Source organism: Streptomyces sp. NPDC056222 (assembly GCF_042264065.1).
In the GTDB taxonomy this organism is placed as follows: domain Bacteria; phylum Actinomycetota; class Actinomycetes; order Streptomycetales; family Streptomycetaceae; genus Streptomyces.
Map to the genome: position 1 here is coordinate 60,790 of NZ_JBHJTL010000012.1, position 19,416 is coordinate 80,205.

Annotated in this window: 22 protein-coding genes; 12 read left to right on the forward strand and 10 right to left on the reverse strand. The window is 72.2% G+C overall.

All coding sequences use genetic code 11. From position 1 onward, the window contains the following. The first annotated feature begins 57 nt into the window (after positions 1-57). Both ung and ACFC0D_RS08710 read left to right on the forward strand, forming a co-directional pair. The gene (ung, locus tag ACFC0D_RS08705; RefSeq protein WP_376432570.1) at positions 58-741 is read left to right on the forward strand and encodes a uracil-DNA glycosylase; all 684 of its coding nucleotides are present in this window, start codon (positions 58-60) and stop codon (positions 739-741) included. A 138-nt stretch (positions 742-879) separates the two neighbouring features. Further along, positions 880-1,353, forward strand: coding sequence for a hypothetical protein (locus ACFC0D_RS08710; RefSeq protein WP_376432691.1), 474 nt, complete (start codon positions 880-882; stop codon positions 1,351-1,353). A gap of 156 nt (positions 1,354-1,509) precedes the next feature. On the opposite strand, the gene ACFC0D_RS08715 is transcribed toward ACFC0D_RS08710, so the two are convergent. Both ACFC0D_RS08715 and ACFC0D_RS08720 read right to left on the reverse strand, forming a co-directional pair. After that, entirely contained in the window at positions 1,510-2,031 is a 522-nt protein-coding gene (locus ACFC0D_RS08715) for a DinB family protein (RefSeq protein WP_376432572.1), read from the reverse strand. Between the two features lie 52 nt (positions 2,032-2,083). Further along, on the reverse strand, positions 2,084-2,731 hold the full coding sequence (locus ACFC0D_RS08720; protein ID WP_376432574.1) for a TetR/AcrR family transcriptional regulator: 648 nt from the start codon (positions 2,729-2,731) through the stop codon (positions 2,084-2,086). A gap of 81 nt (positions 2,732-2,812) precedes the next feature. On the opposite strand from ACFC0D_RS08720, the gene ACFC0D_RS08725 reads away from it, so the two are divergent. Together ACFC0D_RS08725 and ACFC0D_RS08730 are read left to right on the forward strand one after the other, a co-directional pair. After that, positions 2,813-4,000, forward strand: coding sequence for an FAD-dependent monooxygenase (locus tag ACFC0D_RS08725; RefSeq protein ID WP_376432576.1), 1,188 nt, complete (start codon positions 2,813-2,815; stop codon positions 3,998-4,000). A gap of 40 nt (positions 4,001-4,040) precedes the next feature. Further along, positions 4,041-4,946, forward strand: coding sequence for a Gfo/Idh/MocA family protein (locus ACFC0D_RS08730; RefSeq protein ID WP_376432579.1), 906 nt, complete (start codon positions 4,041-4,043; stop codon positions 4,944-4,946). Here the strand turns inward: ACFC0D_RS08730 and lnt are convergent. Next, entirely contained in the window at positions 4,870-6,603 is a 1,734-nt protein-coding gene (lnt, locus tag ACFC0D_RS08735) for an apolipoprotein N-acyltransferase (protein ID WP_376432581.1), read from the reverse strand. The two genes, ACFC0D_RS08730 and lnt, sit on opposite strands and share 77 nt — an antisense overlap. A gap of 54 nt (positions 6,604-6,657) precedes the next feature. Next, the gene (locus tag ACFC0D_RS08740; RefSeq protein ID WP_376432583.1) at positions 6,658-7,095 is read right to left on the reverse strand and encodes a nuclear transport factor 2 family protein; all 438 of its coding nucleotides are present in this window, start codon (positions 7,093-7,095) and stop codon (positions 6,658-6,660) included. A gap of 83 nt (positions 7,096-7,178) precedes the next feature. Between ACFC0D_RS08740 and ACFC0D_RS08745 the strand changes: the two genes are divergently transcribed. Next, positions 7,179-7,778: a flavin reductase family protein gene (locus ACFC0D_RS08745; protein WP_376432585.1), complete on the forward strand. Its 600-nt coding sequence runs from the start codon at positions 7,179-7,181 to the stop codon at positions 7,776-7,778. A 22-nt stretch (positions 7,779-7,800) separates the two neighbouring features. Here the strand turns inward: ACFC0D_RS08745 and ACFC0D_RS08750 are convergent, their stop codons facing one another. The 3 genes from ACFC0D_RS08750 to ACFC0D_RS08760 all read right to left on the reverse strand — a co-directional run bounded on the left by ACFC0D_RS08750 (position 7,801) and on the right by ACFC0D_RS08760 (position 9,812). Further along, the gene (locus ACFC0D_RS08750) at positions 7,801-8,016 is read right to left on the reverse strand and encodes a hypothetical protein (RefSeq protein ID WP_376432587.1); all 216 of its coding nucleotides are present in this window, start codon (positions 8,014-8,016) and stop codon (positions 7,801-7,803) included. Positions 8,017-8,368: 352 nt separating this feature from the next. After that, positions 8,369-9,241: an undecaprenyl-diphosphate phosphatase gene (locus ACFC0D_RS08755; RefSeq protein WP_376432589.1), complete on the reverse strand. Its 873-nt coding sequence runs from the start codon at positions 9,239-9,241 to the stop codon at positions 8,369-8,371. 109 nt (positions 9,242-9,350) lie between these two features. Continuing rightward, positions 9,351-9,812 (reverse strand): winged helix-turn-helix transcriptional regulator, encoded by a 462-nt coding sequence (locus ACFC0D_RS08760; protein ID WP_376432591.1) that lies wholly within the window; start codon positions 9,810-9,812, stop codon positions 9,351-9,353. 117 nt (positions 9,813-9,929) lie between these two features. On the opposite strand from ACFC0D_RS08760, the gene ACFC0D_RS08765 reads away from it, so the two are divergent. Then, the gene (locus ACFC0D_RS08765; protein WP_376432593.1) at positions 9,930-11,099 is read left to right on the forward strand and encodes a thiolase family protein; all 1,170 of its coding nucleotides are present in this window, start codon (positions 9,930-9,932) and stop codon (positions 11,097-11,099) included. A 316-nt stretch (positions 11,100-11,415) separates the two neighbouring features. Here the strand turns inward: ACFC0D_RS08765 and ACFC0D_RS08770 are convergent, their stop codons facing one another. Then, positions 11,416-12,195 (reverse strand): TVP38/TMEM64 family protein, encoded by a 780-nt coding sequence (locus ACFC0D_RS08770; protein WP_376432595.1) that lies wholly within the window; start codon positions 12,193-12,195, stop codon positions 11,416-11,418. A 68-nt stretch (positions 12,196-12,263) separates the two neighbouring features. Here ACFC0D_RS08770 and ACFC0D_RS08775 point away from each other — a divergent pair, with 68 nt between their 5' ends. The 5 genes from ACFC0D_RS08775 to ACFC0D_RS08795 all read left to right on the forward strand — a co-directional run bounded on the left by ACFC0D_RS08775 (position 12,264) and on the right by ACFC0D_RS08795 (position 16,209). After that, positions 12,264-12,980, forward strand: coding sequence for a DNA alkylation repair protein (locus ACFC0D_RS08775; RefSeq protein WP_376432597.1), 717 nt, complete (start codon positions 12,264-12,266; stop codon positions 12,978-12,980). 59 nt (positions 12,981-13,039) lie between these two features. After that, positions 13,040-13,174, forward strand: coding sequence for a hypothetical protein (locus ACFC0D_RS08780; protein ID WP_329123215.1), 135 nt, complete (start codon positions 13,040-13,042; stop codon positions 13,172-13,174). 94 nt (positions 13,175-13,268) lie between these two features. Then, positions 13,269-14,438, forward strand: coding sequence for an elongation factor Tu (tuf, locus tag ACFC0D_RS08785; RefSeq protein WP_376432600.1), 1,170 nt, complete (start codon positions 13,269-13,271; stop codon positions 14,436-14,438). 75 nt (positions 14,439-14,513) lie between these two features. Further along, the gene (locus ACFC0D_RS08790) at positions 14,514-15,359 is read left to right on the forward strand and encodes a patatin-like phospholipase family protein (protein ID WP_376432602.1); all 846 of its coding nucleotides are present in this window, start codon (positions 14,514-14,516) and stop codon (positions 15,357-15,359) included. Positions 15,360-15,363: 4 nt separating this feature from the next. Beyond that, positions 15,364-16,209, forward strand: a complete 846-nt coding sequence (locus ACFC0D_RS08795; protein ID WP_376432605.1) for a spermidine synthase — start codon at positions 15,364-15,366, stop codon at positions 16,207-16,209. Positions 16,210-16,224: 15 nt separating this feature from the next. Here the strand turns inward: ACFC0D_RS08795 and ACFC0D_RS08800 are convergent, their stop codons facing one another. Both ACFC0D_RS08800 and ACFC0D_RS08805 read right to left on the reverse strand, forming a co-directional pair. Continuing rightward, positions 16,225-17,553, reverse strand: coding sequence for an MFS transporter (locus tag ACFC0D_RS08800; protein ID WP_376432608.1), 1,329 nt, complete (start codon positions 17,551-17,553; stop codon positions 16,225-16,227). A gap of 73 nt (positions 17,554-17,626) precedes the next feature. Then, on the reverse strand, positions 17,627-18,718 hold the full coding sequence (locus tag ACFC0D_RS08805) for a hypothetical protein (protein WP_376432610.1): 1,092 nt from the start codon (positions 18,716-18,718) through the stop codon (positions 17,627-17,629). Positions 18,719-18,824: 106 nt separating this feature from the next. Between ACFC0D_RS08805 and ACFC0D_RS08810 the strand changes: the two genes are divergently transcribed. Further along, the gene (locus tag ACFC0D_RS08810; RefSeq protein ID WP_329123227.1) at positions 18,825-19,277 is read left to right on the forward strand and encodes a DUF4442 domain-containing protein; all 453 of its coding nucleotides are present in this window, start codon (positions 18,825-18,827) and stop codon (positions 19,275-19,277) included. The last annotated feature ends 139 nt before the right edge of the window (positions 19,278-19,416 follow it).

The following is a 19,416-nucleotide window of genomic DNA, read 5'->3' on the forward strand; positions in this document are numbered from 1 at the left end:
GGCCCCCGGTAGGTTCTTCAGCACGTAAGAAGACATGGCCTACCGGAGGTTGTTGACGTGACCGACACCGACATGCTGCCCGAGTCCTGGCGCGGCGTCCTCGGCGACGAGCTGCAGAAGCCGTACTTCAAGCAGCTCACCGAGTTCGTCGAGGAGGAGCGGGCGAAGGGGCCGGTCTATCCGCCGCGCGACGAGGTCTTCGCGGCCCTCGCCGCCACCCCGTACGACAAGGTGAAGGTCCTGGTCCTCGGCCAGGACCCGTACCACGGAGAAGGGCAGGGGCACGGCCTCTGCTTCTCCGTCCGGCCCGGTGTCAAGACCCCGCCGTCCCTCCGCAACATCTACAAGGAGATGAAGGAGGAGCTCGGGCACCCGGTGCCGGACAACGGCTATCTGATGCCGTGGGCCGAGCAGGGTGTGCTGCTGCTCAACGCGGTCCTCACCGTCCGCGCCGGCGAGGCCAACTCGCACAAGGGCCAGGGCTGGGAGAAGTTCACGGACGCGGTGATCTCCGCCGTGGCGTCCCGGCCGGACCCCGCCGTCTTCGTGCTGTGGGGGAACTACGCCCAGAAGAAGCTCCCCCTGATCGACGAGGAGCGCCACGTGGTGGTGAAGGGCGCGCACCCCTCGCCGCTGTCGGCGAAGAAGTTCTTCGGCTCCCACCCCTTCACGCAGATCAACGAGGCGATCGCGGCCCAGGGCCACGAGGCGATCGACTGGCGCATCCCCGACCTGGGCTGACGCCGCCGGGCCGCTGTCCGGGCGGGCATCTGAGCCCGCCCGGCTGACAGGCCCCGCCCGGCGCCCGAGCCTGATCCGGTTCGGGGGTCGCTGCGGCTAGCGTCGGATCTCCCGGACGGAGATCGCGTGGAGGCCGCAGTGACCGAGCAGCAGCAGATGTCGGACGACGGCGTCATGACCAGGATCGGTCAGACGACGATGCTGCTCCACGGCGGGGACCGGGAGGAGGCTCGCAACCGTTTCGGGGATCTGTGGGCGCAGATCGGTCCCGACGGGGACCCTCTGCACCGCTGCACCCTCGCGCACTACATGGCCGACGCGCAGGACGACCCGGACGTCGAGCTGGCCTGGGACCTGCGGGCCCTTCTGGCGGCCGAGGAGCTAGGGGAGGAGCGGCTGGCCGAGCACGACTCCGCGGTCGCGCTGAGGGCGCTGTACCCCTCCCTCCACCTCAACCTGGCCGCCGACTATCTGAAGGTGCAGCGGCCCGACGCGGCCCGGGTCCATCTGGACCGGGCCCGCGCGGCATCGGACGCTCTGGACGACGACGGATACGGCAACGGGGTGCGCGCGGCGATCGAGCGCCTGGAGGTGCGGCTCCGCGCGCGATAGCCCGGTGCCGGTCTCGCTTCCCGTACGGACCGCGGCAGACCCTGCCCCGGTCGCTGCCGGGGGCGCCTGCCTCCGTACGGATCACCCGGCGTGCGGACGTCCGCCCGGGAGCGGGGCGGCTCGGGGCGCGTCACGCCGCCGTCCCCCTCGGGCCCGTCAGTCGCCCGTGGCTCCGTCGATCCGCTCGCGCAGCAGATCCGCGTGGCCGTTGTGACGCGCGTACTCCTCGATCATGTGGGTGTAGATCCAGCGCAGGTTGAACGTCTCCCCGCTGCGGTGCTCACCCTTGGCCAGATCGTCGAGGTGGTGCGCCGCGGCGAGCTCGCGGGCCCGTGCGATCTCGCCCTGCCAGGTCGCGTACGCCTCGTCCCAGGTGTCCGCCTCGGTGAGGTGGAAGGCGCGGTCGCGGTCCTCCTCGGTGCTGTAGATCCGCCCCGGCCGCTCTCCGGCCAGCACCCGCCGGAACCAGCCGCGTTCCACCTCGGCCATGTGGCGGACCAGGCCGAGCAGGCTGAGGTTCGACGGTGGCGCGGAGGCGGTGCGCAGCTGCGGCTCGGCCAGCCCCTCGCATTTCAGGGCGAGCGTCCGGCGGTGGTAGTCCAGCCAGCCCTCGAGCATCTCGCGCTCGCCCGCGGTGGTCGACGGTTCGGTGCGTGCGGTGTGTTCCACGGAGGTCATGCCGGGAATCGTCGCCGATGGCCGCGGTGGGCGCCAGGGGACCTGGCGCGGGTCACCCGCCGAGCATTCCGCGCAGCAACTCGTCGAAGCCCACGCGCAGTTCGTCCCGGCTCGGTACGGCGGAGTGGAAGGAGCCCGCGGCGCAGGAGAACATCAGCCCCTCGCACCAGGCGATCAGGGACAGCGCGTGCCGCTCGGGGGAGGGGGAGCCGGCGTCCGCCATCATCGCGATCAGCGGCCCGTGGAACGCCGCCCCCGCCGCGTCGAAGAACGTACGCAGTTCGGGGCGGCGGGTGGCCTCCAGGGCGAGTTCGTAGCGGGAGACGAGCAGCGCGCGGTGGTCGGTGAGATACCGGTGCAGGGCGAGCGCGAGGGCGTCCACCAGGTCCCCGGCCCCGGCGTCCGGGCCCGGCATCTCGTGTGGCGTGAGAACGCGGGCCTCCAGCTCGACCTGGCGGCGGACCGCCGTCTCCAGCAGCGCCTGGCGGGTGCGGGCGTGGTTGGAGGTCGAGCCCTGCGGCAGCCCCGCCCGCTCGTCGACCGCCCGGTGGGTGAGCCCGCGCATCCCGCGTTCGACGAGGAGGTCGAGGGCGGCGTCCCCGATCCGCTCGGCGCGCGAGCCGGTCGCGGCGGGAGCGGCCGTGGCGGGGGAGTCCGGAGCGGCGGAGTCGGAGGCGGGCCGGGGGGTGCGTGCGGTCATGGGCACAACCTACTACCGGTCTGACTACACCTGTAGTACGTTCAAGAGGTCACTACACCTGTAGTTTCCGAGGGGGCAGTCATGGAACAGCACCGTGCCGTTGTCGTCGGGGCCGGCATCGGCGGGCTCACCGCCGCCGTCGCCCTCCACCGACGCGGCTGGAACGTCACCGTCCTCGAACGCGCCGCCGCCCTCACCCCCGTCGGCGCCGGCATCGGCCTCGCCCCCAACTCCCAACGCGCCCTCGACGTCATCGGGCTCGGCGACCGCGTCCGCGAACTGTCCGCCTGGCAGGGCGACGGCGGAATGCGAGCCCCCGACGGCCGCTGGCTGGCCCGCACCAGCGCCAAGGCCGCCGCCGCCCGCTTCGGCGGACCCCTCGTCCTGCTCCACCGCGCCACCCTCGTCGAGATCCTGCTCTCGGCCCTCCCCGACGGAGTCGTACGGACCGGGGTGGCCGCGTCCCTCGCCGACCCCGGCGACGACGACAGGCCCGCCGTCGTCCGCACCCCCGACGGGGACATCGAGGCCGAACTGGTCCTCGGCGCCGACGGCATCCACTCCACGGTCCGCCGCGCCCTCTTCCCCGACCACACCGGTCCCGAGTACTCCGGCTTCACCACCTGGCGCGTCGTCGTACCCGCCCCCGAACGCCCCTTCCCGCCGCACGAGACCTGGGGCCCCGGCCGCCTCTGGGGAACCCAGCCCCTCAAGGACGGCCGCACCTACGCCTACGCGATGGCCGCCGCCCCCGAAGGGGCCCGCGCCCCCGACGACGAGAAGGCCGAACTCCTGCGCCTCTTCGGCGACTGGCACCACCCCGTGCCCGAGATCCTCGCCGCCGTCGATCCCGACGGCGTCCTGCGCCACGACGTCCACCACATGCCCACACCGCTGCCCGCCTTCCACCACGGTCGCGTCGCACTGCTCGGCGACGCCGCGCACGCCATGGAGCCCACCCTCGGGCAGGGCGGCAACCAGGCCATCGAGGACGCGATCGTCCTGGCCCACCACGCCGGCCCGGGACTTCGCCCGAGCCGGTCACTGGACGCGTACACCGCCGACCGGCTGCCGCGCACCACGGCGATCGTCCGCAAGGCCGCCCGGACCGGCCGGCTCGCCCTCCTGGCCGCCCCGCCCGCCGTCGCCCTGCGCAACGCGCTCATCACCGCCGTCTCCCGCTTCGGACCCGGCCTCGTCCTGCGGGGTTTCGACGGCATCGCGGACTGGCGGCCGCCGTCGGCCGCCGACCGCGCGCGAGTAAGCTGACCGGCGCTTACGACAGATCACCCAGCGCTAGGGAGACCCCGTGAAGGTCGGCTGCATCGGACTCGGCGACATCGCGCAGAAGGCATATCTCCCGGTCCTCGCCGCCCTCCCCGGGGCCGAACTCCATCTGCAGACACGGACGGAGGCCACCCTGGAGCGGGTCGCAGAGACCCACCACGTGCCGGCCGTGCGGCGCCACAGAGACCTCGACTCACTGATCTCCGCAGGCCTCGACGCCGCGTTCGTGCATGCGCCGACCGCCGCCCACGCCGAGATCGTCACCCGGCTCCTCCAGGCCGGGGTGGCGACCTATGTCGACAAGCCCCTGGCGTACGAGTACGCCGAATCCGAGCGGCTCGTGGAGCTGGCCGAGGACCGCGCGGTGAGCCTGGCCGTCGGCTTCAACCGCCGCCTGGCACCCAGCTATGCGCAGTGCCTGGACCACCCGCGCGAACTCATCCTCATGCAGAAGAACCGGCTCGGACTGCCCGAGGACCCGCGCACCCTCGTCCTGGACGACTTCATCCACGTCGTCGACACCCTCCGCTTCCTTCTGCCGGGAGAGGTGGAGCACACGGACGTACGGGCCCGGATCCGCGACGGACTCATGGAGCACGTGGTGCTCCAGCTCTCCGGCGACGGATTCACCGCCATCGGGATGATGAACCGGATGAACGGTTCCACCGAGGAGATCCTCGAGGTGTCGGGCCAGGACACCAAGCGTCAGGTCCTCAACCTCGCGGACGTCGTGGACCACAAGGGCCAGCCCACGGTCCGGCGACGCGGGGACTGGGTGCCGGTGGCCCGCCAGCGCGGCATCGAACAGGCCGTCCTCGCCTTCCTCGACGCCGTACGAGCGGGCAAGCAGCTCAGCGCCCGGGACGCTCTTTCGACCCACGAGCTGTGCGAGCGCGTCGTGCGCGAGGCTCTGACGCAGGCCTCCTGAGCGCGCCCATGCCCTCGGCGGCGCACAGTACGGCGAGCACGGTCAGGGCGCCGTACAGCGGCCAGTCGCCGAACCGCGCGTAGCCCGTGGTCGTCCGCGCGAGGGGCACGTCGTAGACGGCCGCCGCGCTGCGGTCGGTGTCCAGCGTCGTACCGATCCGGCGCCCGTCGGGGCCGTACACGGCGCTCACGCCGGTCAGCGTGGCGTGCACCATCGGACGGCCGGACTCCGCCGCGCGCAGCGCCGCGAGCGAGGCGTGCTGGGCGGGCGCCCAGCTGTGCTGGAAGGTCGAGGTCGCCGACTGGGCGATCAGCAGGTCCGCGCCGTCGCGGGTCAGGCGGCGGGACATGTCGGGGAAGGCCGACTCGAAACAGACCAGCGGCCCGATCCGCAGCGCCGCGTCGGCTCCGTCGGCCGGAAGGCTCATCACCACGGGCTCGGTGCCACGCCGCCGGTCCTCGCCCGCCGCCTTGCCGACCGATGTCGCCCAGCCCAGGACCGGTCGCAGCGGGATGTACTCGCCGAACGGCACGAGCCGCATCTTGTCGTAACGGTCGCCGGTGGGGCCCTGCTCACCGATCAGCACGGCGCTCTTGAAGATGCCCGGCCGGTCGGAGCGGCGGGCGTCCACATTGACGAGGATGGGCGCGTCCACCGCACGGGAGAGGGCGGTCAACCGGGCGGTGAGGTCGGGGCGGGTCGCCAGATCGGCGCCCACGCTGCTCTCGCCCCAGACGACCAGATCCAGGTCCTGGCCGACCAGTTCACGCGTCAGCTCCTCGCCCCGCGCGAACCGCCGCTCCGCCCCACCGGATCCGTCGAACACCCCCGGCTGGACGACGGCGATCCGCGCGGTCCCCTGCTCCCGCGGTGGCCCGGTACCCCACCAGACCACGCCCACGGTGAGCGCGCACACCACAAGTCCCACCAGGGCTGCCATCCGAACGGCGGCGGCCGACACCACGAGAAGCGCCACGGCCGTGTTGACCGCCACCACCAGCAGGGAGACGAGCCAGACGCCCCCGACGGAGGCCAGCCGCAGCGCCGGCGCGACCTCCCACTGACTCGCGCCCAACAGACCCCACGGCCCGCCCAAGGCCTCCCAGGAACGGACCAGTTCGATCAGCAGCCAGCCGGACGGGACGACCAGGAGCGCGGCGGCGGCCCGCGTACCGGACGGCCCGTCCCCGAGCATCGCCCGCACCAGCCAACCCCAGGGCACCCACAACAGACCGAGCAGCGCGGCCAGTACGAGAAGGAAGACGTGCAGGCTCGGCATCAGCCAGTGGTGCATCGCCACCATGAAGCCCATACCGCCCAGCCAGCCCTCCAGGGCGGCACGGCGCGCGGTGGGCGCGGTACGGAGCAGCAGCAGCCACGGGATGAGGGCGACGTAGGCGAACCACCAGAGGGCGGGCGCCGGGAAGGCGAGCGCGGGCAGGGCGCCCGCGACGACCGCGAGCGCGCCGCGGGCGCCACGATGCGGTGTCTGCGGGGTGCGGGACCGGGCGCCCTCGGACGGCCCGTCCCCTGCGGGGGCTCCGGCCTCCGCGCCTGCCCCGTCCTCGGCTGCCGTACGTGTCCGGCGCGGGCGCCGGGAACCGGCACCGGGCCCGTGCTCCGCGCCGGCGCCGCGCCGGCCGAACGCAATTCCCACGCAGCGCCTCCAGGTGTCGCCTCCAGTGTGCGCCGCGCACCCCCGGCCCCGCCCCTAGGCGCGACGCCACTTCTCCCGTACGACGACCGAGTGGAGCCGCCATCCGGCGTCCGTCCGGAGCAGGGAGAACGTGTAACGGCCGCCGCAGACGAAGTCCTCGCCCGACTCGAAGCGCATCGGGTTCACATAGTCGGCACGGACCTCGGCCGAGTCCCCCGAGTAGCCGCCGAGGTCCTGAATGGTCACCCGGCGATTCACGATCAGGTGCTGGCGTACCGGGAAGAGCCGCATCGTCTCCTCGAGCCAGTCGGCGACCTCGGCCGCCGGGCCCTCGACACCGCCGGAATCGCGGTAGTCGGCCCTGCCGTCGCGCGTGAACAGCGCCCGGTAGCCCGTCCAGTCGGAGTCGTCCACGGCCACCGCGTACCCGGTGACGAGGTCGTCGATGGCAAGCCGGTCCATCACGGTCGCGAGATCCACGCGCTGTGTCATCGGCACAGTGTCGGGCAGGGGGAGGCGCGGGGCCAAGAGCCGTGCGGCGAGGGCGTGGTCGGATCCCGGTCATACTTTGCGTCATGCGCATCGACATCGATCCCGCCCTGAGCGACCGGAACACCTTCTACCGACTGCTCACCGCCACCGTCGTGCCCCGGCCCATCGCCTGGATCTCCACGACCTCGGCCGACGGGACCGATAATCTGGCCCCGCACTCCTTCTTCACGATCTCGTCGGTGACTCCGCCGGTGGTCCAGTTCACCTCGGTGGGCCGCAAGGACTCGCTGCGCAACATCGAGGACACCGGGGCCTTCGTGGTGAACTTCGCGCCCGAGCCGCTCTTCGAGCAGATCAACGCCACGGCGACGGACTTTCCGCGCGGGGTGAGCGAGTTCGACGCCTGTGGCGTGGAACGCGAGCCGAGCCTGCGGGTCAAGCCGCCGCGGGTGGCACACGCGCCGGTGGCGCTGGAGTGCGAGCTGCACAGCACCCTGCGGATCGGGGACTCGACCGTCGTCTTCGGGCGGGTGGTGCACGCGGCCGTGGACGAGGCCGTGATGGTGGACGGCCACCCCGAGATCACGCTCATGCGCCCGCTGACCCGGCTCGGCCGGAACGAGTGGGGGACCCTCGGCGGAATCCAGGAGATCGCCCGGGTCCCGTACGACTCCCGGGCGTGACGAGAGGGGTGCGCGGCGCTTCCTAGGCGGCCTCCCACCGGTGGGGACGGCCGCCGCGCCACTCCACCAGATGCGGATCGTCGAGGATCATGTCGGCGTCCTCGAGTCCGGCTCGGCGCAGGAACTCGACGAGGTCGGTGTCGTTGTGCGCAAGGCCCACGATCTGCCCGCGGACGGTGACGCGCCGCCCGCCGCCGGGGGAGGGGCGGTGGATGACGATGGGTGCTTGCCAGGCCATGGTTCCAGGGTGCGACGAGCCCCCGGATCCCGCCCGGCGGATCCCGCCGGGCGGTGGAGAGACCCGGTCCGTGGAGAGACCCGGAACCGGTTCACACGGGGTGTGAACGGAACGCGTCGACACGGCGGGTGCACACGCTCGCCGCTCTCCCCTCCGCGGCGGGAGGATCGTCGCGTCCCTTCGGTAGGGGCGCACCAGAGAAGAGCCGCCGGAAACCCCCCGAGTCCGGCGACCCGTCCCGATCGGCGCGGAACCCGGTCCCCACCCGAACGGACATGAGCCCGTCCGCGCGCCGGCGGTCGATCGACCACCGGCGCCCGCGGACGGGCTCCGGTCTGTGCGAGGCCTGAGGTCAGTGGCCGGACTCGCCCGCGTGGGGGCTCAGGACGTCCGTGCCGACGAGGATGAACAGGACGATGCCGAGCAGGATCCGGTAGATCACGAACGGCATGAAGCTCTTCGTCGTGATGAACTTCATGAACCAGGCGATCACCGCGTATCCGACCACGAACGCGATGATCGTCGCGAAGATCGTCGGACCCCAGGACACATGGCCCTCGCCGGCGTCCTTCAGCTCGTAGGCGCCCGAGGCGAGCACCGCCGGGATGGCCAGCAGGAACGAGTACCGGGCCGCCGCCTCGCGCGTGTAGCCCATGAGCAGACCGCCGGAGATCGTCGCGCCGGAGCGGGAGACGCCGGGGATCAGGGCCATCGCCTGGCAGACTCCGAAGATCAGGCCGTCCTTCACTCCGAGGTCCTTGAGCGTCTTGCGCTCGCGGACGACGCGGTGCCGCCCGCCGATCTCGTCGCGGGCGGCGAGGCGGTCGGCGACGCCGAGGACGATGCCCATCACGATGAGGGTCGTGGCGATCAGCCGAAGATCACGGAACGGGCCCTCGATCTGGTCCTTGAGCGTCACGCCCAGCACACCGATCGGGATCGAGCCGACGATGACCAGCCAGCCCATCTGGGCGTCGTGGTCGCTGCGCATGGACTTGTCCCGCAGCGAGCGGAACCAGGCGGAGACGATCCGCGCGATGTCCTTGCGGAAGTAGATCAGGACGGCCGTCTCCGTGCCGATCTGGGTGATCGCGGTGAAGGCCGCGCCGGGGTCCTCCCAGCCGGCGAAGGCTGCGGTGAGGCGGAGGTGCGCGCTGGAGGAGATGGGAAGGAACTCCGTCAGCCCCTGGACGAGTCCGAGGATGAATGATTCGAACCAACTCATGGGGCTAGGGCCGTCCCGAATGTGCTCGTGCGGTCAGAAAGGGCGGTCGGATCGGAGATCGACCGCCGGTCGCTGCGCAGCGTACCGTCCCCAGATGAAGGCCCCGATCTCAGGTCTCCACGGGGCCGGTCGTCGTCCATCCCGGGGTTCGCACATGGTGGGTCAGGCTCGCCGCGTCCGCCTCGTCACCGCAGCAGGCGCACACGACCCGGGGGCTGAGGACCTCGCCGCAGCTGTGCTCCAGGACCACCGGACGGTCCTTCTCGTTCAGATGGCGATCGCCCCAGGCCATGAGCGTGAGCAGCACCGGCTGCAGCTCCTGGCCGGCCGGAGTGGCCCGGTACTCGAAGCGCCGCGGACGTTCGCTGTACGGCACCTTCTCCAGGATTCCGGCCTCCACCAGCCGCTTCAGACGGGCGGTGAGGATGTCGCGCGGGGCGCCGGTGTTCCGCGCGATCCGGTCGAAGCGGCGGACGCCGAGCGAGATCTCGCGCAGGACGAGCAGCGAGTACTTCTCGCCGACGAGGGTGAGGGCGTCGGCGATCGAGCAGGGGCGGGGGGCTGCCTTCATGGGCTCAGCCTAAGGCAGGCCGAGGAGAGGGTTTGAGAATCCAACCGACTGGGTTATGTTACTGCCAAGTTTTGGGTCCAGTTTTCCAACTCACCAGGTGATCGAGGAGCCGTCATCATGCGCGACGCCGTCATCGTCGAAGCAGTCCGCACGCCCATGGGCAGGGGAAAGGCGCACGGCGCCCTGGCCGAGGTCCACCCCGTCGCCCTGCTCTCCCACACCCTCGGCGCGCTGATCGAACGCACCGGCATCGACCCCGCCTCCGTCGACGACGTCATCGGGGGAACGGTCGACCAGGTCGGCGAGCAGGCCATGAACACCACCCGCTACGCCTGGCTGGGCGCGGGCTTCCCCGATTCCGTGCCCGCCACCACCGTCGACCGGCAGTGCGGCTCCTCCCAGCAGGCCGTGCACTTCGCGGCCCAGGGCGTGCTCTCGGGGGCGTACGACATCGCCGTCGCCTGCGGGGTCGAGTCCATGAGCCGCGTCCCGATGTGGTCGAACGTGCCGCCGGGAGCGGACCCCTTCGGCCCAGGGGTCGCCGAGCGGTACCCCGAGGGTCTGGTTCCGCAGGGCATCAGCGCGGAGCTGATCGCCGCGAAGTGGTCGATCGGGCGCGAGGCGATGGACGAGTTCGCCGCCGCCTCGCACACGAAGGCCGCCCGGAGCTGGGAGGCCGGGCTCTTCGACGCCGAGGTCGTCCCGTACGGAGACGTCCGCCGCGACGAGTCGGTGCGGCCCACGACCACTCCCGAGATCCTGGCCGGGCTCCGGCCCGCGTTCCAGGACCCGGTCTTCGCCGAGCGATTCCCGCAGATCGACTGGTCGGTGACGGCGGGCAACAGCAGCCCGACCAACGACGGCGCCTCCGCCGTGCTCGTGATGGCGGCGGACACCGCGGAGCGGCTCGGGCTCCGCCCGCTGGCCCGGCTGCACAGCTTCGCGGTGACCGGCTCCGACCCGCTGCTGATGCTGACAGGCGTGATCCCGGCGACGGAGAAGGTGCTGCGCAGGGCCGGGCTCGGCCTCGACGACATCGATCTCTTCGAGATCAACGAGGCGTTCGCCAGCGTCGTGCTCGCCTGGCAGCAGGAGACCGGCGCCGACCCGGCCAAGGTCAACGTCCACGGCGGCGCCATCGCGCTCGGCCACCCCCTCGGCGCCAGCGGCACCCGGCTGACGACCACCCTGGTCCACGCCCTGCGAGCCCGTGGCGCCCGGTACGGCCTCCAGGCGATGTGCGAGGCGGGCGGCCTGGCGAACGCGATGATCGTCGAGGCGCTCTGAGGGGCCTCGCTGCGGGCGCACGGGCGGGCCGTCTCCCACGGGCCGGCGAGGCACGCCGGCGCCCCGGGTCCGGCGGAGCGCGATGGCGCCTTGGGGCAGGCGTCCACGCGGGCCGGCGAGGCGCGCCGGCGCCTTGGGCCGGACGTCCGCGTGGGGCCGGCGGCTACGCCGCGCCGTGCGCGGTCGGTCGGGCGCGTCGGGGCATGGCGTCCCTGCGTCCTCGTGGGGTCAGGCGTTGCCTCGCCGCGGCCCGGCCGGGGCCCGTCGGAGCCTTACGGCATCCCCGTCGGAGCCCTACGGCATCCCCGTCCGCGCCCTATCCCTCTCGCGAAGCCCCCACGCCCGCCAGCGGGCGGGGCTCGGTCGGCCGGGTCGGTTCGGTCGGTTCGGCCGGGGCCGTCCGCAGGCCGTGGCGCTTGCGCCAGGCGACGGTCGCCGCGGCGAGGCCGGACACGACGATGAAGCCCATCGAGATCAGAAAGGCGGGCGAGGTCGGCGAGGCGGCCTCGCTGCCCGCCACCACGTACGCGGCTGTGTTGGGGATCGTGCCGATCGCCGTCGCCAGGAGAAACGGCGCGTACCCCATCCGGGAGACCGCCGCGCAGTAGTTGGCGGCGGCGAACGGCACCCCGGGGAAGAGCCGGATCGCCAGCATCGAGCGGAAGCCGTGCCGGCTCAATTGCCCGTCCGCCGCCTTCAGCCAGCGCCCCCGCAGCAGCGGACGCAGCGCGCCCTGCCCCAGAACGCGCCCCAGGGTGAACGAGATTCCCGCCCCCAGGACCGTCCCGGCCACCGCCGCCGCCAGTCCCGCCTGGGTGCCGAAGACGGCGCCCGCCGCCAGGTTCAGGATCGGCCGCGGTACGAAGGCGGCCGTGCACGCCCCGTAGGCGAGTCCGAACACCACCACCGCGCCCGCGCCGCTCATCTGCGGCGGCCAGCCCGCCGACAGCAGCCGCTGGGGCTCGTACAGCACCACGGTCGTCGCCGCGGCGGCGAGGAGCACCGCGAGCAGGGACAGCCGCGACCAGGGCGACAGCAGAGCCCGGGAGCAGCGCAGTGCGAGGGAGCCCGGCGGCTGGGTGACGGGGTCGAGCATCCGGGGAGAGTAACCGACGGACACATGTGATCGCCGTAATGTCCGTCATCGACCGTACTCTGGGCCGCATGACGACCGCCGTGCCCGCTGGGCCCGCCGTGCCCGACAGCGCTCTCGCCGACAGCGTGCTCGCCCGCCTCACCGAGGTCTATCCGGCGGCCGGCGATCCCTTCCGGGCGCAGGAGATGGTCGCGTACATGAAGGGCGTCGCCCCCTTCCTGGGCATCCGCACCCCCGAGCGTCGCGCCCTGTCCCGTACGGTCCTCGACGGCACCCCGCGCCCCGACGAGGCCGACTGCGCCGCCGTCGCGCTGCGCTGCTTCGCGCTCCCCGAGCGCGAGTACCACTACTTCGCCGTCGACTACCTGCGCCGTCACGTCAAGCGCTGCTCCTCCGGCTTCCTGCCCGTCGCCCTGCGGCTCGTCACCACCGAATCCTGGTGGGACACCGTCGACCATCTCGCCGCCCATGTCGTCGGTGGGCTCGTCGCGGCCGATCCGGCGCTCGCCGCGCGGATGGACGAGTGGATCGAGGACGACGACCTGTGGGTGGCGCGCACCGCGCTGCTGCACCAACTCACGTTCAAGGGCGGGACGGACACCGAGCGGCTGTTCGCGTACTGCCTGCGCCGGGCCGGCGACACCGACTTCTTCCTCCGCAAGGCGATCGGCTGGTCCCTGCGCGAGTACGCGAAGACCGGCCCCGACGAGGTCCGCGCGTTCGTCGAGGAGAACCGGGACCGCCTCGCCCCGCTCTCCGTACGCGAGGCGCTCAAGCACCTCTGAACTCGCCTGCGGCAGAAAATCGGTCGACGGCGACCGGCCGTCCCGGGATGATCGTGGACATGTTCCGGTACGCCTTCCTCGAAGCACGGCCCGCAGTCGCGGCCGCGCCGAAGGCTGCCGTCGCGCCCGTCGCCGCCGCTGCGTTCGCAGCCGCCGCGCTCGCGGCCGTCGCACTCGACGGCGCCCGAAGCTGACCCTCCCCGGCTCGTCCGGCGGACCCCACAGGGGGAGGGTCGGTCCGGCCCCGGGGTCCCCTCACACGCTTCGAGCTCAAGGAACGAGCGAACCATGTCCAAGACGGCTTACGTGCGCACCAAGCCGCACCTCAACATCGGCACCATGGGCCACGTCGACCACGGCAAGACCACCCTGACCGCCGCCATCACCAAGGTCCTCAGCGAGCGCGGGACCGGCACCTTCGTGCCGTTCGACCGCATCGACCGCGCGCCCGAGGAGGCCCAGCGCGGCATCACCATCAACATCGCGCACGTCGAGTACGAGACCGACACCCGCCACTACGCCCATGTCGACATGCCAGGCCACGCCGACTACGTCAAGAACATGGTCACCGGCGCCGCCCAGCTGGACGGGGCCATCCTCGTCGTCTCCGCGCTCGACGGGATCATGCCGCAGACGGCCGAGCACGTCCTGCTCGCCCGTCAGGTCGGCGTGGACCACATCGTGGTCGCGCTCAACAAGGCCGACGCGGGCGACGACGAGCTGACCGACCTGGTCGAGCTGGAGGTACGGGAGCTGCTGACCGCGCACGGCTACGGCGGCGACTCCGTCCCCGTCGTCCGGGTGTCGGGGCTCAAGGCCCTTGAGGGCGACCCGCGTTGGACGGCGGCGATCGAGGCGCTGCTCGACGCGGTGGACACCTATGTGCCCATGCCCGTGCGGTACGTGGACGCGCCGTTCCTGATGTCCGTCGAGAACGTCCTCACCATCACCGGCCGCGGCACCGTCGTCACGGGCGCCGTCGAGCGCGGGACGGTGCGGGTCGGCGACCGCGTGGAGGTGCTGGGCGCGGAGACCGAGACGGTCGTCACCGGGGTCGAGACCTTCGGCAAGCCGATGGAGTCGGCCGAGGCCGGCGACAACGTCGCGCTGCTGCTGCGTGGTGTCGCCCGTGACGCGGTCCGCCGCGGGCATGTGGTGGCGGCGCCGGGCAGCGTCGTACCGAGTCGGCGGTTCACCGCGCAGGTCTACGTCCTGTCGGGCAAGGAGGGTGGTCGCACCACCCCCGTCTCGACCGGCTACCGGCCGCAGTTCTACATCCGGACCGCCGACGTCGTCGGCGACGTCGACCTCGGCGAGACGGCGGTCGCGCGCCCGGGCGACACGGTCACCATGACCGTCGAACTCGGCCGTGACGTCCCGCTGGAGGCGGGACTCGGCTTCGCGATCCGTGAGGGCGGCCGTACGGTCGGCGCCGGCACGGTCACGAACGTCGGCTGAGCGCCCGGTCGGGTAGAGGCCTGCATTCCGCACCCCGCGGAATGCAGGCCCAACTCCCTTTGCCACACTCGGATCATGACGAGGACGGCACTGGTTCTGGGTTCGGGCGGAATGACGGGTGCGGGCTGGGCGACGGGCGTGCTGCACGGCCTGGCGGAAGCAGGGACCGACCTGTCCACCGCGGATCTGATCATCGGCAGCTCGGCGGGCGCGGTCGTCGCCACCCAGCTCGCCTCCGGCACGTCCACCGTCACGGAGCTGTACGAGAGCCAGCTGGACGACGGTCCCGGGGAGCCCGCCGGCCGCCTCGGCGCCGGAACGATCCTCCGCTACGCGATCGCCGTCCTGACCTCCCGTACCCCGGAGGCGTACGGGCGCAAGCTCGGCCGGCTTGCGCTCGGAGCCACGACGGTCGACGAGGCCACCCGCCGTGCCACCGTCGCCCGCCGTCTCGCTCCGGTGGACCGGTGGCCGGAGCGTCGGCTGCTCGTCACGGCCGTCGACGCGCTGACCGGCGAGCTCAGGACGTACGACAAGGACAGCGGCGCCGCGCTCCTCGACGCCGTCACCGCGAGCTGCGCCATTCCGGGGCTCTGGCCGCCCGCCACCATCGACGGACGTCGCTGGATCGACGGTGGAGTGCACTCCACCGCCAACGCGCATCTCGCCGCCGGGTACGACAGCGTCGTCGTCATCGCGCCCAATGGATCCGGCAGCAAGGTCATCGACTCCCCGGCCCGGCAAGGCGCGGCACTCGCAGCGGCGGGCGCCCGGGTCGAGGTCGTCACCCCGGACGCGGACTCCAAGACGGCCTTCGGCCGCAACCCCCTCGACCCGAGCCGCCGGGGCCCCGCGGCCCGCGCCGGACGGGCCCAGGCCGCGGCCCATGCGGAGGCGGTCCGGGCCCTGTGGGCACAATGAGAGCGTGAACGAGCAGATACCCGTCATCCGGGACGTCGACCGGGGAACCGCCAAGCTGATGCCCGACGTCGACCGGGACCGGGCCTGGCTGCTCACCGTCGACGGCGCACCGCAGTCCTATGTGGACCTCGACGAGCCGACCCATCTCGAGTTCGAGTACGCCCGTCGGCTCGCCCATGTCGTCGACAGCTTCGCCGACGAGGGTGCCCCTCTCGCCGTCCTGCACCTCGGCGGCGGGGCGCTCACCCTGCCCCGCTACGTGGCCGCGACCCGCCCCGGCTCCCGTCAGGACGTGGTCGAGGCCGACCGGGGACTGCTCGACCTGGTGACGGAGCACCTCCCGCTGCCCGACGGCGCGGGGGTCGCCCTGCACGCCGCGGACGCCCGGGGCTGGCTGGAAGCCGCGCCCGACGCCTCCGTGGACGTGCTGATCGCCGATGTCTTCGGCGGCTCGCGGGTACCCGCCCATCTGACCTCCGTCGAGTACGCGCGGGAGGCCCGGCGGGTGCTGCGGCCGGGCGGTGTCTACGCGGCCAACCTCGCCGACGGTTCGCCGTTCGCCTTCCTCCGCTCCCAGCTGGCGACCTTCGCGGGGGTCTTCACGGAGCTGGCCCTGATCGCCGAGCCGGCGGTGCTGCGCGGCCGTCGCTTCGGCAACGCGGTCCTCGTCGCCTCCGACCACGAGATCGACACGGCCCGTCTGGCCCGGCGCGCGGCCGGGGACGCCTTCCCCGCGCGCGTGGAGTACGGAGCCACCCTGACCCGCTTCACGGGGTCCGCCCGCCCCGTGACCGACACGGACGCGGTGCCGTCCCCCGTCCCGCCGGACGGATCCTTCAGTATCGGCTGACGCCTCCCGAGAGCGTCAGGAGCCCGGGTGCGCCGTCGGGGTCGCCGCGACCGTGTTCGGTGCGGCGGTCTTCGCGGGGGCGGCGGAACCGCCCACCTCCTTCGTACGGCGCCTCAGGTTCCGTACGTCGGGGACCAGCAGGACCAGGGCCGTCACCACCACGATCAGCGTCGCCGAGCCCCACAGCGCCTCGCTGCGGCCGAAGAGTGTCTCTGCCGGGCCCGCGAGCGCCGTGGACAGAGGCAGCATGGCTGTCGAGCCGAACCAGTCGTACGCGGACACCCGCGACAGCTTGTCCTCCGGGATCTCCTGGTGCAGCGTCGTCATCCACGCCACGCCGAACATCTCGATCGCCACACCGCTGACGAACATCGCGGCCGAGAGACCCACCACGTCGAGCGGGACCGCGAGCGCCGCCGACGGCAGGGCGATCGGGAAGACGCCCAGGGTGCCCACGAGCAGCATCCGGCGGGGTTTCCAGCGCATCATCAGCAGCGCGCCGGCGAGCGTGCCCACGCCGAAGAAGGCCAGGGCGATTCCCCAGGGCCTGGCACCGCCGAGCTGGTCCCGGGCCACCAGCGGCCCGTAGACGGACTCTGCCGCGCCGACGAGCGCCACGACGATGGAGAACTGGGCCACGATGGACCACAGCCAGGGCCGTCCGATGAACTCGTGCCAGCCCTCGCGCAGATCGGCGAGCAGGCCGCCTCCCGCCTCGCGCTTCGCGATGTGGCTGACGTCGAGGAAGGCGCGCATCGCGCCGGCGACCGCGAAGGCCGCCGCGTCGATCGCGAGGACCCAGCCGGGGCCGACAGCGGCGATCATCGCGCCGCCGAGCGCCGCGCCGCCGATGCCGGCGCCGTGCATCGCCATCCGGAACAGGGCGAAGGCACGACTGACCTGCTCGCCGCTGACGCTGGACATCAACATGCCCTCGGCCGCCGGGTTGAAGAACGCCTGGCCCGTTCCGCACAGCGCGGTCAGCACCATCATCTGCCACAGCTGCGGGTCGCCCGTGAGGACGAGCACGGCGAAGACGCCCTGGGAGACGAAGTTGAGGCCGTTGGCTGCGACCATCACCCGGTGCCGGGGTATCCGGTCCGCGACCGCGCCGCCGATGAGCAGGAACAGCACGAGCGGGACGATCCGGGCCGCCGCCACCAGGCCCACGTCACCGCCGTCCCCGCCGGACTCCAACACGGCGAACGCCGTCGCGATCAGAGCACCGTGGGTGCCCAGGTTGGTGACCATCGCGGCGGCGGTCAGCAGCAGATAGTTGCGCCCCGCCCACTCGGGACGGCGGGAGAGCAGCGGGGGGCGGGGGGAGGCGGCGGGAGTTCTCACCCCGGGACTATCCCCGTCGCCGCCGCCTCCTGCCAAACCGATATCCGGACGACCTCGCCCGGTACGGCCTCCGTCAGGACGAGGCCGGGGCCAGTCGCACCGTCGAGAGGATCTGCTGGATCGTCGCGTCCGGCAGCTCGTCCTTGACCCCGTCGGCCGCGTAGAGCACGAACGACGAGAAGTCACCGGCGGAGTTCTTGAAGGAGAACGCGATGGACTTGCCGTCCGACTCGCACTTGTTCCGCTTCTTGATCCCCGGGGCGGTGGCCGTCGACATGCTGCCGACGAGCCCGGACTTGGTGGTGAACGGCACAGCCTTGGTGATCTTGATGGTGCCCTTGGGCATGTGCTGGGCGTAGCCCGCCCACACCCAGTTGCCGGCCTCGTTGAACGCCGCTTCCTCGGTGTTCTTCGCGCCCTGGCCGCCCTTGGTGCCGGCGGTGCTCAGGCCCCAGGTCTCTTCGGTGCCGTTCTTGTCGGTGTCGAACGTGCACCACTTGCTCTTGAAGCGCGCGGGCGCGGACATGGTGACGACCGGCGAGCCGTCGCCCTTCTTCTCGTCCTCGAAGAAGGTGATCGAGCCGGGCTTCAGCAGCTCCCACTCCGGCGGCACGTCGAAGAGCGTGCCGTACTTGGGATTGTGGACGACCTTCCAGCCCGGGATCGTCGGCTGCTGCTGGGCGTCGTCGCGCGGGTTGTCGATCGGAGGCGACGACTGCTGGTTGCTGGGGGCCGACGAGGACGAGGGCTTCGGGTCGCCGCCGGCGTCGGTCTTCTTCTCGTCGTCCTTGCCGAGGACCAGGAACCCCGTGACACCGGCGGCGACGACCACGGCGGTCGCGGCGACGATGGCGATGATCGTCGTCTGCTTCTTCTTGCCGTCACCGGGACCGCCGGGCTGCGGCGGCGCGCCCGGCACCTGGTACTGCGGCACGGTCGGCTGCTGGTACGGGTTGGGCTGCTGGTACCCGGGCTGGGCCGGCTGCGTCGGCGGCTGCTGCGGATAGCCGGGCTGCGTCGGTGGCTGCTGCGGGTATCCGGGCTGCTGTTGATACCCCGGCTGCTGATAGGGGTTCGGCTGCTGGTAACCCGACTGCTGGTACGGGTTCTGACTCTGGTCCTGCGGGTTCTGCTCGCCCCCGGGCGGCTGCTGTCCTGGCCACATGGCCAGTAACCATAGAGGTGTGGCGGGAACCCTGCTACGCCCGCCCCCATGCGGGTGCGCGGAGGCGGGGATGGCCTTCTCTGCTACTCGCGGGTAACATCGCGCCATGAGCGCAGACCAGATGTCCGTCGGCGAGATGCTCGCCGCCACGGTTCCCATGGCCAGGACCCTCAACCTCGAGTTCCTGGAGACCACTTCCGAGCGAGCCGTCGTCCGCCTGCCGGACCAGGCCGACTACCACAACCACGTCGGCGGCCCGCACGCCGGAGCCATGTTCACGCTGGCCGAGTCCGCCAGCGGCGCGATCGTCCTGGCCGCCTTCGGCGACCAGCTGAGCCGCGCGGTGCCGCTCGCGGTCACCGCCGAGATCGGCTACAAGAAGCTCGCGATGGGCGTCGTCACGGCCACCGCCACCCTCGGCCGCCCGGCCGCCGACGTCGTCGCCGAGCTCGACGCCGGCGCGCGCCCGGAGTTCCCCGTCCACATCGCGATCACGCGCGAGGACGGTGCCGTGACCGGCGAGATGACGGTCGTCTGGACCCTGCGCCCGAACGCCTGACATATCGCCGCGAGCCGCCCCCGCACGCCAATTCGGGTGCGGGGGCGGCCGCGTCGGCCGGAATGCGGCGAAAAAATGACAAGCTGTCACGCATAGTGCGCTCACCGCGTATACGCGGCATCCGCCTCCGTGCGAAGGA

Coding starts and splice junctions, on each gene's coding strand:
- ACFC0D_RS08715 (WP_376432572.1), bottom strand. CDS start 2,031: ATGACCTCCGTGGAACACACCGCACGCACCGAACCGTCGACCACCGCG.
- ACFC0D_RS08720 (WP_376432574.1), bottom strand. CDS start 2,731: ATGACCGCACGCACCCCCCGGCCCGCCTCCGACTCCGCCGCTCCGGAC.
- ACFC0D_RS08725 (WP_376432576.1), top strand. CDS start 2,813: ATGGAACAGCACCGTGCCGTTGTCGTCGGGGCCGGCATCGGCGGGCTC.
- ACFC0D_RS08740 (WP_376432583.1), bottom strand. CDS start 7,095: ATGACACAGCGCGTGGATCTCGCGACCGTGATGGACCGGCTTGCCATC.
- ACFC0D_RS08745 (WP_376432585.1), top strand. CDS start 7,179: ATGCGCATCGACATCGATCCCGCCCTGAGCGACCGGAACACCTTCTAC.
- ACFC0D_RS08750 (WP_376432587.1), bottom strand. CDS start 8,016: ATGGCCTGGCAAGCACCCATCGTCATCCACCGCCCCTCCCCCGGCGGC.
- ACFC0D_RS08755 (WP_376432589.1), bottom strand. CDS start 9,241: ATGAGTTGGTTCGAATCATTCATCCTCGGACTCGTCCAGGGGCTGACG.
- ACFC0D_RS08760 (WP_376432591.1), bottom strand. CDS start 9,812: ATGAAGGCAGCCCCCCGCCCCTGCTCGATCGCCGACGCCCTCACCCTC.
- ACFC0D_RS08765 (WP_376432593.1), top strand. CDS start 9,930: ATGCGCGACGCCGTCATCGTCGAAGCAGTCCGCACGCCCATGGGCAGG.
- ACFC0D_RS08770 (WP_376432595.1), bottom strand. CDS start 12,195: ATGCTCGACCCCGTCACCCAGCCGCCGGGCTCCCTCGCACTGCGCTGC.
- ACFC0D_RS08775 (WP_376432597.1), top strand. CDS start 12,264: ATGACGACCGCCGTGCCCGCTGGGCCCGCCGTGCCCGACAGCGCTCTC.
- ACFC0D_RS08780 (WP_329123215.1), top strand. CDS start 13,040: ATGTTCCGGTACGCCTTCCTCGAAGCACGGCCCGCAGTCGCGGCCGCG.
- tuf (WP_376432600.1), top strand. CDS start 13,269: ATGTCCAAGACGGCTTACGTGCGCACCAAGCCGCACCTCAACATCGGC.
- ACFC0D_RS08790 (WP_376432602.1), top strand. CDS start 14,514: ATGACGAGGACGGCACTGGTTCTGGGTTCGGGCGGAATGACGGGTGCG.
- ACFC0D_RS08805 (WP_376432610.1), bottom strand. CDS start 18,718: ATGTGGCCAGGACAGCAGCCGCCCGGGGGCGAGCAGAACCCGCAGGAC.
- ACFC0D_RS08810 (WP_329123227.1), top strand. CDS start 18,825: ATGAGCGCAGACCAGATGTCCGTCGGCGAGATGCTCGCCGCCACGGTT.